This window comes from Pseudoalteromonas sp. J2K-J599 (assembly GCF_059295115.2).
On sequence record NZ_CM200272.1, the window covers coordinates 77,794 to 92,587 of the forward strand.

Consider the following 14,794-nt stretch of genomic DNA (forward strand, 5'->3'; position numbering starts at 1 on the left):
ATTTAGCCCACTTTTTAATGCGCTACTTATTTAAAGTTAGCAATACTTGTTTTTGTAGCAGTAACCGTGCGAATTGCATACGCTTGGTTTGTAATACCAAATGCAATACCGTTTACGCTCCAGTTAGGGTTAGAGAAGTAATCGTACTGAGTAGCGCTACCGTAAACGTGCGGGTAAGCCATAATACTTGCAAACTCATTTTGTACGCCATGACCCATGCCATCAACATATACACCGCCAGATGTGTCACCTTGTTTGCGTGAATGCGCTAAACCTTGGTTATGACCAAGTTCGTGTACAAATGTAGTTGCACCACAATCAATTGCAGTGATTGAGTACATACGGCTGCTCATTGAGCTGTATAGATTGCCATTAGTGCCTTGGCCAACCCATGCTAAACCACATGAAATAAGCCCATTGCCAGCACTTTGGCCAGTACCTAATACGGCAATCATGTCTGCTTTCCAATCGCTGCGTAAACCATCTACGTAGCTGCTATTTGTAACCGAATCTAACCAATCCTCAGACGGCGTTACTGCGTAGTCACCTAAGTTTTGTTTACCAGCTAAGCGTAGTGTTATATCAACGCCATTTTGGCTATATACCTGATTACTAAAAGCAATTAGTTGATTTATTTTAGTGTCAATATTGCTAGTTGCAGCAGCTGATTGGTCGGTATATAAAATACCGATATCGATTGTTTCTGCTTGTGCAACACTTGCTGCACATAATGCCGCAGCCAGTGCGGTCGTTGTGATTACTTTTTTCATTATTGTATTTCCTTACTCTTGTTGTGGTTGGAACTGTTTTTAACTTGGTTGAGATTATAAAAAGCAGACACACTAAAGCTGCCTTATAGTGCGGCTTTAATTACTTTTTATACTTTTTGGTTAGCCATCAATTTTTGGTGCAAATATATCGATGCTTTTATCTGATTTGGGTTTTGGTGCGGTTACTTCATGCTCTATGTGGCTTTTATATAAATCGCGTTTTGCTGCAATCCATCCGTACTTACCTTTACTTTCGAATACATAGTTGCCAGAAGGTGCAGTAAATTGGCCATATACTGCATCTTTACCTACCGTTAAAACGGTATTATGCATGCGACCGTCAACACCCACTATTTTACCAAATATGCTCTTATCGCCATTTTCAGACTCAACCACATTAGTCACTTCTGCGGTGAATGTTTCGGCTGTTTGCGGAATAGCTAAATCAAAATTTTCGCCAGTCTCTAACGCCTGTAAAGAATTTAAATCAAACTCAATATAGGCCTCGTTATGTAAGTCGGTAGGTAAAACTTTTGCGTTTATAAGCACTTGCTTTGCTTTGTCTGATAGGCGATTTACGGCATCAAATTCCTCAAACGGTAAGCTGTTGTCAGGGGCAACAATGGGTTTAACGGTAATGGGATCTTTACTCATATCAATAGGTGCAGGGGGATGCGTATTGCGCGTTTTTTGTAAATCAATAGGAACAAAATCAATAGCAACAGGCGCGATAGGTTCGCCCGTTTCATCTGCATTAAAAAATAGCCCATAAACTGCAAATGCCGATAATGGTATAGCAATTAGTAAGACGACAGATCTCTTCATTTGTTTCTCTTTTAGTGTTTTTGGTTAACTATTTGTTACGTTTTATATTATTAAATGGATTAGATCAAGATAATAAATGTAACCGAAAAGAATTATTTCTTAATTTTATAATTCCTTATAAAATATAAGGATATTTATTTTTGGTGTGTTTTTTGCTCTTTTTAGTATTGGTTTTTAGTAGTGTTTACGCGGGCTTTGGCTCAGTTACAGGTACTTGTTTGTTTGGTTAAATACAATGGTTAAAAGTGACTTTTTGACGTTAATTACAATGAAAAATAAAAAGTGAATTTATTTCACCTTTTGTAAACCAATCGCTAATTGCAATGTAATTATTGGGCACGTATGTTGTGTGCTGCATAAATGCATTACGAGGAATTTATGAAGGTGTCTGATCAGTTGCTTAACCGAATTACAGCAGGACTTGTGGCTGTAATTATTGGTTTTTCGAGTTCTATTGCATTAATTTATCAGGTAGTGATAACCCTTGGTGGTACGTCCGATTTAGTAGCTAGTTGGATTTTAATGCTCGGTTTAGTGATGGGCACAACGTCAATTGGTTTATCGTACTATTACAAAGTACCTGTTTTAATTGCGTGGTCTACCACAGGAGCTGCATTACTTATTTCAAGTGCCCAAGGGTATAACTTAAATGAGGCTATTGGCGCGTTTATGCTCAGTGCATTGCTCGTGTTTTTGTCGGGGGTGACGGGCTGGTTTGAAAAAATAATGAACCGTATTCCAAGTGAGCTTGCATGCGCCATGTTGGCCGGCGTGCTTGTTACCTTTGGTATCGATGTGTTTAATTTTATGAACGACATGCCTTTAGTAATTGGCTTAATGGTCGTTATGTACTTTATTGGTAAACGCTTTTTTGCCCGCTTTGCTATGTTAAGCGTGCTTATTATAGGTGTATTACTCGCTTGGCAAATGGGCCATATTGATACCAGCGCACTGCACTGGAAAATGAGCGAATTTGCTTATATTGAACCCGCTTTCCACTTGCAAGCATGTATTAGTATAGGTTTACCACTTTATATAGTTACCATGACTTCGCAAAATTTACCGGGTATTGCGGTTTTAAAAGCACATAAATATAAAGCGCCTATATCTGCATCTCTTAATGTTACTGGCTTTGTAAATATGCTTAGCGCCCCTTTTGGAGCCTACTCTATTAATTTAGCCGCTATTACCGCAGCTATTTGTATGAGTGATGAAGCGGATAAAAATCATGATAAACGTTATTGGGCGAGTATAGCGGCTGGCGTATTTTATATTTTAATGGCGTTGTGCGCAGCTACATTAGTTGGCTTGGTAGCAAGTTTACCGCAGGCACTTATTTTAGCTTTGGCGGGCATTGCGCTATTTGGCACCATTGCTAATAGTTTGCAGCAAGCCCTTAGTCGTACTGAATATACTGAGGCCGCAATAGTCACCTTTTTAGTAACTGCATCTAACTTAACATTGCTCTCAGTAGGGTCTGCTTTTTGGGGGATTATAGCGGGTGTGCTAACGCTTATTACCACCAGGAAAGACTAAAAACTGTGAATATGTAAAGCGAAATTATTGCTCATATAGATGATTAAAATAGTTTAACCACGCTTATTAAAAAGGCTGCAATTGCAGCCTTTAGTTTTACAAACAGGGTTTACCTAATCATAAGTATGATGGCGAGTTACGCTAAACCGATTAAGTATATGGTGCATAACATACACAACACATAAGCTTAAGATTATAGCCACAGATACCGAACTAAACCGGTACATTGCACTATAAACAAGATCTTGGCCTGGCCCGAGTGAATTTCCAAACAAAATACCAAATGTAGTCAATACACCAAAACCAATGCCAGGTATGCCTCCGCCTAAAATATGAAAGCGCGCAAAAACAAACGAAAGTATCCATAAAATAGCCATCGGAAAAAGTAAAAAATCAGAGTGACTATACAAAAATAGTTGCGATAGTAACGCTGCATTACAGCCTATAAGCGTTCCAATTGCTCGCTGCCAACCGGCCATACCTGCGGCTTTCCAGCACAACGAAAATAAAATAAGCACAGAAGCTGCCTGCGCAGATATTGAGTCTTGTAAATCAAGAACCTGAAAAACAACAAAAGAGAGCGTAGCCACGGTTGAGCATAACAATACCTCATGGCGAATACTTTCTTTTGCTTTAGCTGGCATTACTCGCCCAGGCCTTGCGGTTACATCAGGAAATAGGCCATGCATTAATGCTCCAATAATAACGGTTAAGAATATAGCCAAACCATTAGTTAAGATTAACGGATAAATACTGCTTCCTTGATCAACATAGCTGGAAAAATGTAGCTGAATAGAAAGACTGATCACGCCTAAAGCGCCAAATAAAAAGGCACTACCGCTACTCATTTTATGAAATAAAAAGCAGAAAACACCAAACACTAACAATGTCATAACGACTGGTAAGTGAGAAAACAATCCCTGCATTATCAGCACTATAAGTGCGCTAAATGCAGCAGATGCTATAAATTGATTTATAAGCCCACGACTTAACGTAGGTACCATGCCCAATATCAACATAGGATAAACGGTAAAAAATATACCATTGGGCCAGTTCATTAATTTACTAATAGTAAAGCCAAGGGTACACCCACCTGCAATGCGCAGTGCTTGGCGAAGGCCATTGGAGTCTAATTGTGGGCCTTGGCTAACAATTTGAGTCATAAAGCCTCCATTAATAAATGTAGTGTAACCAGCTAATAAACCTGATTTGTGCAGAGCCAAACCATTGCCCAATTGTTGATTCTGGTAATAATTGTACTGTTGCACGTGAGCCACTAGGCATGTTTGCTATTAAGTCTTGATGATTTATCAGCTTTAAGTGAATGCGTTGACGCTGTGCATCACGCACCCAACGATTACTGGTTTCTGTTGTACTTAGTAAACCATTAGCACTAAGTTGACCACTGCTAACGCCTGCTTCAAATGTTTCAAGTATTGCGTCGTAAACTTCACCTGGACGGCTATCAAATACTACGCGCGCTTGGGTGCCTTGCTTCATATTTGTGAGTGACTTTTCTCTAAAGTCGGCAACTAAATCTGCCTTTTTAGCAACAATAGCTAATAACGGGCTGCCTGCAACTGCGTATGCGCCGTTTAATAATTGTAAGTTAGTAACTACGCCGTCACTTAATGCGCGCACTTTTGTGTAGGATAAATTTAGCTCAGCCTGTGCTAACTGGTTAGCAGCGTGGCGCATGGCTAAGTTTTTGTCCCCTGAGTCACCTCTAGCTAAAACCGCTTCAGCTAACTGCGCTTCAAGGGCAGCAACATTTGCTTTACTCGCTTCAAAATTAGCACGAATGCTTTCAAGTTCTTGCTCCGATATAGACTTTTGCTTATAGAGCTTTTCGCCTCTGCTTTTTAATAGTTTTTGCTCATGCTGTTTAGCGTTTGCAGCACTTATTTGTGCCTCAAGCGCTTTAACATTGGTATCAAGGCGTTTATTTTGTAATTTGGCATCATCAAGGGCGAGTTGAGCTTGTTCTTTAGCTAAATTATATGGGCCTTCATCGATACTAAATAATATATCGCCTGCTTTAACTGATTGGTTATTACTAACTTGCACACTAGTGACTCGGCCACTAATTTGCGGTGATATTTGCACAACAGGGTGATAAACACGTGCTTGTGGTGTCACAGGCAAAACCATATCGGCCACTAAATAGTAAATAAATACTAAGATAAACCCTATGAGAGAAAACCTTACATAGCGTGCAAACTTTTGATCCGGTGTCATTTTTAGCCTTACTTATTAACTTGAATACATTTAAGGGCGTTTTGCTCCATTTTGATCAAACCAAATGCAATCGCATCTAGTTGCTCAACAGATAAACCGCTGTATAACTGATTTTTTATATCGGAAATAGTCTCTTGCAATGAATGTAAAATGGCATCACTTTGCTCAGTAAAATAGAGTCTTTTACTGCGCTTATCATGTTTGTCTACACGGCGAACAATTAACGATTGCTCCTCTAATTGCTTAAGTGTACGAGTCAGTGAGGGCATTTCTATCCCTAAGCTATTAGCAAGTTCAAGTTGTGTTAGTCCCTCACCACGCATACTAATATGCATTAGTGCAGTCCAGCGCGATTGAGTAAGCCCTAAAGGCTCAACCGCAATGGTTACCGCTTCGCGGCATAAGCGATGAACTCGGCCCATATTACCGATAACAGTTAAATCGAGCGTTTCGTGAAAAGGTTTGTGTGTAGGCATAGCCATCCCAACATAGTTAGCAAGCTAACTATTTTATCATTACTTAGCTTGCTAAGTAAATATATGAAAGAGAGGGAAATGGTAAAATATTTGCTAAACCTCACTTGTAAAAATGGTGAGGTTTAGCAGGAGTTTAAAAGTTAAGTAAATTAGCTGGGGAGTATTGATCGGTAAGTACTTTTGTATCTGCGGGCCAATCTTGATCGTTTTTAGTAAATTGCATAAATTGGCTAATCGCTTTTATGTCTATACCGTATTTTACTAATTTAGGGGCGAGAGCATTTAAACGCGTGTTAATTTGCGCTTTGCTCGGCATTGATTTAAGTCCCGCTAAAATAATACGGTTACTACGATTTTCGCGACTTACATTTATAAAGTCGCCAAATACAGCGTGGTAAGTTGCCGACTCATGTTCATAAAGTTTACTACTTGAAAACGTATTTGCAGCTATAACACCGCCTTCGGCTAATACGCTTTGTACTTCTTCAAAAAACTCTTTAGTAAGCAAATGCTCCGGAATATAGTCGCCGTTAAATGCATCCAAAATAATCCAATCATACTTTTGCTTTTTAATAGCGGCACGTTTTATAAAAATACGGCCATCTTGCACGCTTGATGTCACTAAATCGTTTTCTATAAAGTTAAAGTAATCGCGTGCAACTTTAGTTACTGCGGGATCTATTTCAACATTATGAATTTTTGCAGTGGGGTATAGCTCATGAATAACGTTAGAAAGCGTACCGCCACCTAGCCCTATAATAAGTACATTTTTAGGGTTATCGGCTACTAAAAGGCTCGCAAAAGTCAATTTTGTGTAATTAAAAACAAGTTTGTCGGGATTGTTCTTATACATACAGCTTTGGCTTGTTTGGCTACTTTTAGTATTAAATTTAAGGCAACGTAAGTCGCTCGTTTCTTCAACAATAATATTGCGATAAAGCGAGCGCTCTTCGTGGATAACTTTACTACACGCAAAACCCGAAAATGCAATTAACGGCAGTAGTAAATATTTAAGCATGAGCAAGCTCCTTATTACTAGCCAAGGTATTAATTACAATCGCGATTAAACCCAGTGACCCAAGCGTTAGAGCAAAGGCGCTAATAATTGTATTTACGTCAAACGCGAGTACAAAGTAAAAAGAAGTAATAATAGTACCCAGTGCACTGCCAAGCGTACTTACAAAGTATAAACGCCCAGCGACTTGGCCGCTTTTATCGCTATCGGTTACCAGTAAGCGCACAGAGTAGGGCGAGATCATGCCTAAAATAACGGTAGGTATAAAAAATAGTGCGGTTGACGCTAAGAGCGAGCCGTAGCGGCTATCTTCAATATGGGTAAATATAAATTCCATTATTGGCTGCGAAAATAATGTAATAGGCACCACCATAATGCTGGCTATAAAAAATATTAAACCATATTTGGTAAGTGATGCATTTTTAGTGCTGAGTTTACCGCCAAGTAAATACCCAAAAGATAAACTAAGCATAAATACTGTAATTATACTGCCCCAAATATGTACGCTACTACCAAAAAAAGGGGCGAGAATTCTCCCTCCTAAAAGTTCAATCCCCATAATGCAAAAACCGCTGCAAAAAGCTAAAAAGTAAATTAACGCGTTTGTTTTTATGCTCATGTAATTATCGTTATGTAACTTAAGTAGAACACTATACTAACGTGATGACACGGCAGTCGCTAGTGCATTAATTAATCGCTCAGTGATTTTTTAAAAAGAAGTTTTGTTATAAAGTAACACATGCTACAATTTTGTTATACTATAACACTTGCTTAGTTAATCAATCACATGAAGTACTCTTTAATTTATTTAGCCTGCCTAGGAATTAGTGCGCCCAGTATTGCGCAAGATCAAAAAGAAGAAATCGAAAAAATATCGGTTACTTATAAACAAGCTTATCGCGGTGATATTCCTCAAAAGCAAATGCCACAATCTATAATTAGTATTAATAGTGCTGAGCTTAATAAAAAAGGAATTACTCAACTACAAGATGCGCTTGATTTTTCAGCCAGTATTTCACGTAAAAACAATAGCGGTGCATTGTGGGATAGCTTTTCTATTCGTGGCCTTTCGGGTAACGAAAACATGCCATCGGGCTATTTAGTTAATGGCTTTAGCGGTGGGCGTGGTTTTAGCGGCCCGCGTGATGTATCTAACATTGATTACATTGAAGTACTAAAAGGCCCAGGCTCAGCACTTTATGGGCGATCAGAGCCAGGCGGGACTGTAAATATTGTAACTAAAAAGCCACAGTTTGATTCACAAGGCGAGATTAAACTAAGCTTAGGCAGCGACAGTTTTAATCGCGTTGAAGGCGATTACACTCAAGGCATTAACGATACCACCGCGTTTAGAATAAATGGCGCATGGCAAGATAGTGACAGCTACCGCGATGAGGTATACACCAATAAAAAGGTGATTACGCCGTCTATATATCATCAAATAAACGCATCGACCAGTGTAACTTATGAGTTTGAATACGTAGATTTAGCTCAGCTATTCGACCGTGGTGTTGTCGTACTCGATAACGATTTTGACACCCTACCAAGCTCGCGCTATTTAGGTAACCCAAACGATGGAGACACGCAGGTTTACTCTCGAGGCCACCAAATTACGCTTAACCACGATATTAACGACGAATGGTCACTCGTTGTAGGTGCAAATTATCGAGACTCTAGCTTAACGGGTTTTTCGTCAGATGCAGAACTTGCACCGTCACGCCAATCGTTATTTGACGATGGCCGCACACTTACCCGCCAGCAGCGCTATCGCGACTACGAAGTAGAAGATTTAAGTGTAAAGTTTGAGCTAAGCGGCAGTGTAGACACAGCCGGTATTACGCACCATATGTTAATAGGTGCTGATGCATACAAGTACGATTTACGCACGGCGCTTTCTCGCTATCGAGGCGGTAACGGCACTTATACTGTTGATATTTTTGAGCCAAACTACGATGTTGAACGCCCAGCAGTAAGCTTGCTTTACGAAAACGACGAAGAGCAAAAGGCGTACGGTATGTATGTTCAAGACCAAATGGATATTACCGACAGATTTAAGCTATTAGTGGGCCTAAGGTTTGACAACGTAGACCAAGATATTTTAGAAACAAACAGCGGTGTGTTTTCGACCAGCTCTGAAAGCCAAATAAGCCCACGCGTTGGCGTAGTGTACGAACTAAATAATACTATAACCTTTTACAGCAGTTACTCTGAAGGCTTTTTACCACTGAGCGGTACTGATGCAAACGGCGACCCGTTTGGCTTTGAGTACAGCGACTCGTTTGAAGTTGGTGCTAAGTTTGAATACTTAGGTGTAAACGGTACTGTGGCATTTTTTGATGCTTCTAAAAGTAATATGTTAGTAGCAGACCCTGTAAACGTTGGTTTTTCGGCTCCCATTGGTAAAGCTGATAGCAAAGGGTTTGAGCTTGATTTAAATACCTATATTACCGATGCAACAGCATTTAACTTATCGTACGCCTATATAGATGCCACCACAGCAAACGACATTATTAATGCCGATTGGGGCGTGCCAATAGAAAAAGGCAGCCCACTGGTAAATGTACCAAAAAACAATCTAAACCTTACACTTAGCCATCAAACAGCATTAATGGGTAAAGAGCTTGAATTTGGTGCAAGTTACCAATATACCAGCAGCCGCCTAGGTGATGCCGCAGATTTGAGCTTTAGACTACCAAGTTACCAATTGGTCGGCCTGTTTGGTCAATTAAATTTAACAGATAAAACAGAGCTGAATGTGAGCATTAATAACATTTTTAATGAAGACTACGCTCAAAGTAGTTACAACGCTTTGTGGGTTTATCCGGGGGCGCCTACGCAATTTAAAATGTCGATAGCTTATAATTTTTAATAGCTTAGCTTATTAAGCTTTTAAACAGTTTTCATCCTGAAGCGCCTTAATTTAATAATTAAGGCGCTTTTTTATTTAAATTAAGGTTTCTTAAGTTTTCTTTAAGTTTCGCTCGCTAAGTTACAAACATACACTTTATATGAGCGATGTTTATGCAATTAGCACACCTACCTTCTTCACCCGTTTATATTCAAAATAACTCACGCTTTGTTAGTGCTCGCGTTAATGATGAGCATAGAAGTGCGTTAGAAAACACAGTTAAAGAAGGGTTTTTAGTCGCTTACAACGCCACGCTTACCTCTTTTATGCCATTACTTTGCCAATACACGACAAACGAAGGGCAATGCACATTGGGTTTAAGGCAAGCAACAGCTCCTCTATTTATAGAGCAATACTTAGCACAGCCCATTGAGCATTTTTTACCTGAGAACACTCAGCGTAATAAAGTATTTGAGCTTGGCAATCTATGCTCTACACATCGCAAAGCAACGCTTGGGCATTTTATTGTTGTTAATGAAGCCCTGCAAAGTGTAGGAGCAAAACATTTAGTATTTTGCGCCACTAAAAAAGTACGTGCACTGCTGCGCTTATTAGGCGTTAACTGCACTGAAATTGCTGTGGCAAACAGTTTTGTTGTGGAGCATCCGCTAAGTTGGGGAAGTTACTACGCTAATCAGCCTACCGTATGCGTTGTGAGTTTAGAGCAAGCTCACCAACAAGTATTAAATACCCCAATGCTTTATAGTTTGATGCAGCAAAACCACTCAAATATCAGTTCTTTGGTAAATGCGTTGGTGAACGTATGAATTACTATAATACCCATGCAATATCGCCATTAATTATTGCCCATAATAAAGATCAAACACTTGAAATTAACGGTGGTGAGTTTAACCAGCAAATACAAAAAGTAGTAAAAATACTACAAAGCTTTAACGGCAAATGTGTCGCTTATAAGCTCGATAATACGCCAGCTTGGCTTGTTATTGATGCCGCTGCTGCAGTTTCTAATAAAGTGGCTGTGCCAATTGCTCACTTTTTTAGTGAACAACAAACTCAATATGTACTAGCTCAATGTGGCGCACATTTATTTATGAGCGACACGGCAAACCCTTTACTTGGGGAGCCGACTGCATCGATTACTTTATTTGAGTTTTACACATTATATATTTACGAAATCGTTGTAGCTAACCCCGGCAGTTATTTTCCAGAAACTCAAAAAGTAACGTTTACATCAGGATCGACTGGGCAACCAAAAGGCGTGTGTTTATCTGCAAAGAGCCAAATGCAGGTAGCTCAATCTCTGTGCGATAAAATTAATATTAAAAAGCCTGTGCATTTATGTTTATTGCCGCTTGCTGTATTGCTTGAAAATATAGCCGGTGTGTATGCCCCTTTAAAAAGTGGCGGTACAGTGCATTTAATGCCGTTAAATGAATTAGGCTTTGTTGGAACTACATTAAAACAGCCCGCACAGCTTATAGCTGCTATTGATAAAGTTAAGCCAAATACGCTTATTTTAGTGCCTGAACTATTAGCATGCTTAGTTACTTTTGCAGAAGATGGGTGGCAACCGCCTAGTTCGTTACAGTTTATTGCAGTAGGTGGTGCGCTTGTCAGCGAAATGCTATTAACCAAAGCGCGTAGCTTAAATTTACCGGTATACCAAGGCTATGGGCTGTCTGAGGCGGCATCTGTAGTTAGTTTAAATACACCCACAAACGATAACATCCACAGTGCCGGCTCTGTGTTACCTCATATTCAAACCAAAATTGAAAATGGTCAGCTTTTTATAAAAGGCGATTTGTTTTTAGGTTACTTAAACCATCAACCTCACAACAAAAACCAGTGGTATGCAACCGGCGATCTAGTCGAGCAGCGTCAAAATACTTTATTGATAAAAGGCCGATTAAAAAATCTAATTATTACCAGCATGGGGCGCAACATCAGTGCCGAGTGGCCTGAATCACTATTACTCAGCCAAAGCGGTATTTTACAAGCGGTTGTGTTTGGTGAAGGTCGACCTTTTTTAACCGCCATTATTTACGCCGATTCAAAGCTAAGTAACCCAGCGTTAGCGCAATACGTTAACGCAATTAATAAACAACTACCCGACTATGCTCGAATTCAAAAGTGGCATCGTTTAGCTGCTCCATTAAGTGTGCAACAAGGATTATTAACAACAAATAATCGCCCAAAACGAGGTGCCATAAGTAAGCAGTACCATGCTGTGTTTGAGCAATTTTACCGACTTGGAGAAGTAATTAATGAGTGATTTTTTTAACACCCTTAAAGAGCAAACTAAACAAGAACAAAACTACCTGCTTGCAGCGCCGATTATCCAGCGTGTTTTTAAAGGCGAAGCATCACTTGAAGAATACGCCTCGTTTTTAGCGCAAGCGTATCACCATGTTAAGCACACTGTGCCATTAATGATGTCGGTTGGTGCACGATTAACCGACGATCAAGAATGGCTGCGCGAAGCAGTCGCAGAATATATTGAAGAAGAGATTGGTCATCAAGAGTGGGTACTTAATGACATTGCAGCCTGTGGTTTTGACAAAGAAACAGTACGGTGTAGTCAGCCGCAATTTGCTACCGAAATGATGGTGTCGTATGCGTACGACTCCATTGCACGTAAAAATCCGTTGAGCTTTTTTGGCATGGTGCATGTGCTTGAAGGCACTTCTATAGCGCTTGCTGATGGCGCGGCTTCAAACATTGCAAATGCTGTGGGCTTACCTAAAAAAGCATTTAGTTATTTAACCTCTCACGGCGCGCTTGATATAGAGCATGTAAAGTTTTTTGAAAACCTAATGAACCAAATAACAGACGAGGCGGATCAGCAAGCCATACTTCATGGTGCAAAGTGCTTTTATCGTTTATACGGCGAGATATTTCGTGGACTCGATGACGAACCATTTTTTAAAGCACGTGCACAAGGCAAATTGGCATGAGTAGTTCTTTGTGTGTGCTCACTGGTGCAACAGGCGGAATAGGGCAAGCGATTGCTAAAGCCCTATATGCAAAAGGGTGGAAGTTACTGCTTGTAGGGCGAAATACCCAAGCCCTTGAAAAACTGAGCCGTGCATGCCCAGACAGTGAAATATTTACGGGCGATTTAACCGACGATACAGCACGTATTAACCTAGCAATAAAAGCTAAGCAACTCGGCGGCGTTAAATTACTTATTAATAATGCAGGTATAAATACAATGCAAAGCCTTGAGCACACAAGTAATGAGCAAATAGATAATATACTCGTTACTAATTTGTCGGTGCCTATTAAATTATGCCAGCTATTTTTAGGGCAGTTAGCGTATACCAAAGGTACTATTGTTAACGTGGGATCATCGTTTGGCAGTATTGGCTACCCGTTTCAAACGCTTTATTGCGCCAGTAAATTTGGTTTACGTGGTTTTACAGAAGCGCTTTCGCGCGAACTAAACGGTTCGGGTGTTAAAGTCGCTTACCTAGCACCAAGAGCCACTGACACCACCATTAATAACAGCAAAACCCGTGCGCTGAATAAAGAACTCGGTAATAAAATGGACTCGCCAGAATTAGTTGCTCAAGAGTTATTAGCTCTTATAAGTTCAAACCAAACAAGGCGCTTTATTGGTTTTCCTGAAAAATTATTTGCACGCATAAATGGCGTATTCCCAAACGTTGTTGATAACGCTATTGCAAAGCAACTTCCTAAAATTAAACGTTTTTTAAGTTAACAAACACACAAAGGCAAAATTATGTATAAATTTACACTCGCATTTTATTTAATACTAACCTCTGTATTTGCAACTGCAGTACACGCAGATGAAGCGCAAGACTTAACCGATATTCAACAAAAGTGGGCAATTGCTAATTACGAACTTGAAGACGATGCGCAAATAGACGCGTTTACGAAACTAAGTGAGCAAAGCGCATTATTTGTTAAAAACTATCCAAGCTCGGCGCAAACACATATTTGGAATGGCATTGTGTTAGCCAGCTTTGCTGGCGCAAAAGGGGGCTTGGGCGCACTTGGTTTAGCAAAAGAAGCAAAAGCGTCACTCGAAAATGCACTCTCGATTGATGGCACTGCATTAAATGGCTCAGCTTACGCAAGCCTTGCAACGCTTTATAGCAAAGTACCTGGTTGGCCAATTGGTTTTGGTGATGACGACAAAGCTGAAAAATTATTTAAACAAGCGCTCGCTTTTAATCTCGAAGGCATTGATACTAATTACTTATACGGTGAATACTTGTATGACGAAGGCGATTATAAACAAGCTAAAGCACGACTACTTGTAGCACAAGCTGCTGGGATTCGTGATACTCGGGCAAAAGCAGATAAATATCGTCAACAAGCAATAAGTCAGCTATTGGCAAAAGTAGATAAAAAATTAAAAAGATAAACAGATAATGCATTTATTACTCGTTGAGGACGATCATTTAGTGGCGCAAGGACTTATTCGCTCTTTGCGCCAAGAGAGCTACAGCGTAGAGCATAGTGGCACAGTAAAACACGCCTTAGAGTGCCTTTCTAGTGGTGAAATTGAGCTTGTTATTCTCGATTTAGGATTGCCTGATGGCGATGGCTCGCAAGTTTTAAAGCATATTAAAGCGCAAAAAAAAGTAATACCGGTGGTTATTTTAACTGCTCGCGGCAGTATTGACGACAAAGTCCAAGGGCTTGACATGGGCGCTGACGATTACCTTGCAAAGCCGTTTGACCCCGCTGAGCTATTTGCCCGTTTACGTGTAGCAAGCCGGCGCATTAACCAAACGCAATCATGCTTATTGCGCTGTGGTGATGTAGTAATGGATACTTCTGCTCATACAGTTAAACTAAGTGGGCAGTCACTTACACTACCGCGAAAAGAATATATGCTTTTAAAAGCGCTGATGGAAAATCAGGGAAGGGTACAATCAAAACAACAACTCGAAAACAAACTTTACCAATGGGGTGAAGAAGTTGGCTCTAATGCCATAGAGGTGCATATTCATCATCTTCGTAAAAAATTCCCTAGTGATTTTATTAAAACCTTACGTGGCATTGGCTACGTGGTTGGTAAGCGTTAGAGTGTATT

The 14,794-nt window shown here is 40.0% G+C and carries 15 protein-coding genes; 8 read left to right on the forward strand and 7 right to left on the reverse strand.

Annotation, left to right across the window (positions count from 1 at the left end):
- Positions 1-26: 26 nt before the first annotated feature.
- Positions 27-770 (reverse strand): zinc-dependent metalloprotease family protein, encoded by a 744-nt coding sequence (locus AC5NT5_RS17170; RefSeq protein ID WP_002959157.1) that lies wholly within the window; start codon positions 768-770, stop codon positions 27-29.
- 120 nt (positions 771-890) lie between these two features.
- On the reverse strand, positions 891-1,595 hold the full coding sequence (locus AC5NT5_RS17175) for a protease inhibitor BamI-like protein (protein ID WP_024599441.1): 705 nt from the start codon (positions 1,593-1,595) through the stop codon (positions 891-893).
- Positions 1,596-1,973: 378 nt separating this feature from the next.
- Between AC5NT5_RS17175 and AC5NT5_RS17180 the strand changes: the two genes are divergently transcribed.
- Positions 1,974-3,131, forward strand: coding sequence for a benzoate/H(+) symporter BenE family transporter (locus AC5NT5_RS17180; RefSeq protein ID WP_494513613.1), 1,158 nt, complete (start codon positions 1,974-1,976; stop codon positions 3,129-3,131).
- Positions 3,132-3,244: 113 nt separating this feature from the next.
- Here AC5NT5_RS17180 and AC5NT5_RS17185 read toward each other — a convergent pair whose 3' ends face one another.
- The 5 genes from AC5NT5_RS17185 to AC5NT5_RS17205 form a co-directional block, all read right to left on the reverse strand.
- The gene (locus tag AC5NT5_RS17185) at positions 3,245-4,294 is read right to left on the reverse strand and encodes a DUF2955 domain-containing protein (RefSeq protein WP_138490145.1); all 1,050 of its coding nucleotides are present in this window, start codon (positions 4,292-4,294) and stop codon (positions 3,245-3,247) included.
- Between the two features lie 10 nt (positions 4,295-4,304).
- On the reverse strand, positions 4,305-5,369 hold the full coding sequence (locus tag AC5NT5_RS17190; RefSeq protein WP_188161938.1) for an HlyD family secretion protein: 1,065 nt from the start codon (positions 5,367-5,369) through the stop codon (positions 4,305-4,307).
- Between the two features lie 8 nt (positions 5,370-5,377).
- The gene (locus tag AC5NT5_RS17195) at positions 5,378-5,845 is read right to left on the reverse strand and encodes a MarR family transcriptional regulator (protein ID WP_002959150.1); all 468 of its coding nucleotides are present in this window, start codon (positions 5,843-5,845) and stop codon (positions 5,378-5,380) included.
- Between the two features lie 133 nt (positions 5,846-5,978).
- A complete protein-coding gene (locus AC5NT5_RS17200) occupies positions 5,979-6,863 on the reverse strand; it encodes a spermidine synthase (protein WP_182681881.1) in 885 nt (294 codons plus the stop codon).
- Complete coding sequence (locus AC5NT5_RS17205; protein WP_494513614.1) at positions 6,856-7,479, reverse strand: fused MFS/spermidine synthase; 624 nt, start codon at positions 7,477-7,479, stop codon at positions 6,856-6,858. Before AC5NT5_RS17205 ends, AC5NT5_RS17200 begins: the two co-directional genes overlap by 8 nt.
- A 168-nt stretch (positions 7,480-7,647) precedes the next feature.
- Here AC5NT5_RS17205 and AC5NT5_RS17210 point away from each other — a divergent pair, with 168 nt between their 5' ends.
- From AC5NT5_RS17210 to AC5NT5_RS17240, 7 genes are all read left to right on the forward strand, one after another.
- Positions 7,648-9,729 carry a TonB-dependent siderophore receptor gene (locus AC5NT5_RS17210; protein ID WP_494513615.1) on the forward strand — a complete coding sequence of 694 codons (2,082 nt, stop codon included), beginning with the start codon at positions 7,648-7,650 and terminating at the stop codon, positions 9,727-9,729.
- 152 nt (positions 9,730-9,881) lie between these two features.
- Complete coding sequence (locus tag AC5NT5_RS17215) at positions 9,882-10,535, forward strand: thermostable hemolysin (protein ID WP_354630219.1); 654 nt, start codon at positions 9,882-9,884, stop codon at positions 10,533-10,535.
- Positions 10,532-12,001, forward strand: a complete 1,470-nt coding sequence (locus AC5NT5_RS17220; protein WP_494513616.1) for an AMP-binding protein — start codon at positions 10,532-10,534, stop codon at positions 11,999-12,001. The genes AC5NT5_RS17215 and AC5NT5_RS17220 overlap by 4 nt, the downstream gene beginning before the upstream one ends.
- Complete coding sequence (locus tag AC5NT5_RS17225; RefSeq protein ID WP_494513617.1) at positions 11,994-12,683, forward strand: iron-containing redox enzyme family protein; 690 nt, start codon at positions 11,994-11,996, stop codon at positions 12,681-12,683. Before AC5NT5_RS17220 ends, AC5NT5_RS17225 begins: the two co-directional genes overlap by 8 nt.
- Positions 12,680-13,450: an SDR family oxidoreductase gene (locus AC5NT5_RS17230; RefSeq protein ID WP_494513618.1), complete on the forward strand. Its 771-nt coding sequence runs from the start codon at positions 12,680-12,682 to the stop codon at positions 13,448-13,450. Before AC5NT5_RS17225 ends, AC5NT5_RS17230 begins: the two co-directional genes overlap by 4 nt.
- Positions 13,451-13,471: 21 nt before the next feature.
- The gene (locus AC5NT5_RS17235; protein WP_188161933.1) at positions 13,472-14,119 is read left to right on the forward strand and encodes a tetratricopeptide repeat protein; all 648 of its coding nucleotides are present in this window, start codon (positions 13,472-13,474) and stop codon (positions 14,117-14,119) included.
- A 7-nt stretch (positions 14,120-14,126) separates the two neighbouring features.
- Positions 14,127-14,786: a response regulator gene (locus AC5NT5_RS17240; protein WP_182672726.1), complete on the forward strand. Its 660-nt coding sequence runs from the start codon at positions 14,127-14,129 to the stop codon at positions 14,784-14,786.
- Positions 14,787-14,794: the final 8 nt, after the last annotated feature.